Genomic DNA, 3142 nt, shown 5'->3' on the forward strand with positions numbered 1-3142 from the left:
CGCCTACGGCCGCGCCGCCTGCACCCGCCAGCTGGCCAGGGCGCGCGAGGCCCTGGGGGATCCGCGCGCCGCGGCGGACGCCCACCGGGCCGCGGCACTCTTCGCGGACCCCGCGATGCGGCCGGACCCGGTGCTGAAGCGGCTGCTCACCGGCCCGTTGTAGCGCGGATGTATGGGCCGCTGTATGCCCCCCAAATAGCGTTTCGGCCTGACCGCATCGCTACAGAAGGGGCGAATCCATGACTCACGTGCTTGGCAGGCTCGGCGACCGGATCCTCGAAAGGCTCGTGCCGAAGACGTCCGCGAAGGCGGCCTACGAATTCTACCGGCACTGCTACTGCAGGGAGCGTTCCGACTTCCAGAAGCTCTGCACCCTCGTCAACGGCAAGGAGTACTGCGGGTCCTGCTACGTCTTCAGGACCTGCGGCGCCTGAGCTGAACCCACCGGCCTGGCGGCCGTCGCCGCCAGGCCCTGGCACGAAGGGTGGACGGATGCCGTACCTCCTGATCGCGTGCCGGGCGCTGCTCGTGGTGCGCCTCGACGACCTGGTGGAGCTGTTCACCGTCTGAAGTGAGGTCTGATGGGTTTTCTGATCGCCGCCGTCGTGTTCGTCGGCCTGCTGTGCATGTTCGACCTGGTGCTCACCCTGGGGGTGCTCCGCCGGCTCCGCGAGCACACCGCCGAGCTGGAGCGACTCGCCGGCCGGTCGATCATGCCGTCCTACGACCCGGGCGTCCTGGTCGGCCGCGCGCTGCCCGAGGACGTGGCCGGGCCGCGGCTGGTGGCGTTCTTCGACGTCGGCTGCGACACCTGCCACGAGCGGGCGCCGCAGTTCGCCGCGGCAGTCGGAGGCCAGGCGGCGCTGGCGGTCATCACCGGCGACGCCGCGAAGGTCGGCGACCTCGTCGAGGTGGTGGGCGGCGTGTCGGACGTGGTCACGGGCGAGGACGCCGACCGGATCGCGCACGCCGTCGGCGTCGAGGCGTTCCCGACGTTCCTGCGGACCGGCTCCGATGGCAGGATCGTGGCGGCGGACACGGAACCGGTCGTCCTCACCGCGATGGCACGGGCCAGGTGACCGCGCCCCCGGCCCCTGGCGCCGGCCGGCTGCGGCGCGCCGCAGCCCTGGGGCTGCTGTGCTGGCGGGCCGGGCCGGTGCTGGCGGTGTCGCAGCTGGCGGCCACCGTGCTGGCCGGGCTGTTGCCCACGGGCACCGTCTGGGTGACGAAGCTGCTCATCGACGCGCTGACCGCCGGACGCCCGGACCTGGTGCCGGGGCCGGTCGGCGGCCTGGTCGCGCTGGGGCTGGCCGCCGGAGTGCTGCCGCACCTGGCGGGGTACCTGCGCGCCGAGTCGGATCGCCGCCTGGACCTGCTGCTGCAGGATCGCCTGTACACGACGGTGAACAGGTTCCAGGGCCTGTCGCGCTTCGAGAACCCGGCCTTCCTGGACGAGCTGCGCATGGCCGCGCAGGCGACAGGCGGCGCGATGGGGCCGATCACGTCCGGACTGTTCGACCTCGCACGCAACATCATCACCCTGGCCGGGCTCCTCGCCGCGCTGGTCGTGCTGAGCCCGCTCATGGCGGGGCTGGTGGCGCTCGCGGCGCTGCCCACCCTCGCGGCCAGGATGTCCTTGGAGAAGCGGCGGATCAGGATGATCGCCGGGCAGTCCGCGGCGGCCCGGCGGCAGATCTTCTACTCCACGCTGATCACCGACGTGCAGGCCGCCAAGGAGGTCAGGCTCTTCGGGCTCGGCGGCTTCCTCAAGGGCCGGGTGCTCGGCGAGCTGCGCTCGATCCAGTCCGGCGAGCGGCGGCTGGACCGGCGGGAGGCGCTCACGCAGTCGGCGCTCGCGGCCCTGTCCGCGGCGGTCAGCGGCGCGGGGCTGGTCTGGGCGGCGTACTCGGCGCTGGCCGGCCGGCTGACCCTCGGGGACGTGACCGCGTTCGCCGCCGCCGTGGCGGGCACCCAGAGCGCGCTGATCGCGATGGTGGAGAACGCCGCCGGCGCGAACCAGGCGCTGCTCCTGTTCGAGCACCACCAGCGGGTGGAGTCGCTGCCCGACGACCTGCCGTCGCCGCGCCGGCCGGCGGCGCTGCCGGCGCTGCGGCGCGGCATCGAACTGCGCGACGTGTGGTTCCGGTACGACGACAGCCTTCCGTGGGTGCTGCGCGGGGTCGACCTGACGATCCCCCACGGCTCGTCGGTCGCGCTGGTGGGGCTCAACGGGGCCGGCAAGAGCACCCTGATCAAGCTGCTGTGCCGGTTCTACGACCCGTCCAGGGGGGCGATCCTCTGGGACGGCGTGGACATCCGCGACGTGCCGCCGGCCGAGCTGCGCGGCAGGATGGGCGTGCTCTTCCAGGACTACATGAGCTACGACCTGACGGCGGCCGAGAACATCGGGGTGGGCGAGGTCGAGGCGCTGAACGACCGCGCCAGGATCGAGGCCGCCGCCAGGATGGCCGGCGCGCACGAGACGGTGCGGGCGCTGCCCCGAGGCTACGACACCATGCTGAGCCGGATCTTCTTCGGCCCGGAGGACGACGACCCGCAGGCCGGGGTGATGCTCTCCGGGGGCCAGTGGCAGCGCCTGGCGCTGGCCCGCGCGATGGTGCGCGAGCGGCGCGACCTGCTCATCCTCGACGAGCCCAGCTCCGGCCTGGACGCGCAGGCCGAGTACGAGGTGCATCGGCGGCTGCGCGAGCACCGCGCCGGGCACACCAGCCTGCTCGTCTCGCACCGGCTCGGCGCGGTGCGCGACGCGGACCTGATCGTCGTGCTGAGCGACGGCCGGATCTCCGAGCAGGGCACCCACCACGACCTCGTCGACCGGGCCGGCGGCTACGCCCACCTGTTCGAAACCCAGGCGAGCGGCTACCGCGAGGACGCCGACATCCGCTGAGCGGGCCCCGGGCGGCACCCGCGACCGCGGCGCTCAGGACCGCGGGCGGCTGCGGTCCTGGCCCGGGCGGTGCGCGCGGCGCCACCGCCGTCATCTCCATGGCCGCCGAAACGGCGGACGCCCCGGCCCCCCGAGGGGCCCGGGGGGGCGGGGGTGTGGCGGGGCCGCACGGCCGCCCACCATGAACCACTCCCGGGCCGCCCGGCCGGGGAGGTTCCAGGCGCCAGAGAAGAA

At 73.8% G+C, this 3142-nt stretch carries 3 protein-coding genes; all 3 read left to right on the top strand.

Annotated elements, in window-relative coordinates:
* Positions 1-239: 239 nt before the first annotated feature.
* The 3 genes from ABZ297_RS46515 to ABZ297_RS46525 all read left to right on the top strand — a co-directional run bounded on the left by ABZ297_RS46515 (position 240) and on the right by ABZ297_RS46525 (position 2908).
* Positions 240-434 (top strand): hypothetical protein, encoded by a 195-nt coding sequence (locus tag ABZ297_RS46515; RefSeq protein WP_355360957.1) that lies wholly within the window; start codon positions 240-242, stop codon positions 432-434.
* Between the two features lie 147 nt (positions 435-581).
* Positions 582-1079, top strand: coding sequence for a hypothetical protein (locus ABZ297_RS46520; RefSeq protein WP_355360960.1), 498 nt, complete (start codon positions 582-584; stop codon positions 1077-1079).
* Positions 1076-2908, top strand: coding sequence for an ABC transporter ATP-binding protein (locus tag ABZ297_RS46525; RefSeq protein WP_355360963.1), 1833 nt, complete (start codon positions 1076-1078; stop codon positions 2906-2908). Before ABZ297_RS46520 ends, ABZ297_RS46525 begins: the two co-directional genes overlap by 4 nt.
* Positions 2909-3142: the final 234 nt, after the last annotated feature.

This window comes from Nonomuraea sp. NPDC005983 (assembly GCF_040614375.1).
In the GTDB taxonomy this organism is placed as follows: domain Bacteria; phylum Actinomycetota; class Actinomycetes; order Streptosporangiales; family Streptosporangiaceae; genus Nonomuraea.

What these genes read in the sequence shown, in the direction of transcription:
- ABZ297_RS46520 (WP_355360960.1), top strand. Translation starts at nt 582, where the DNA reads ATGGGTTTTCTGATCGCCGCCGTCGTGTTCGTCGGCCTGCTGTGCATG.
- ABZ297_RS46515 (WP_355360957.1), top strand. Translation starts at nt 240, where the DNA reads ATGACTCACGTGCTTGGCAGGCTCGGCGACCGGATCCTCGAAAGGCTC.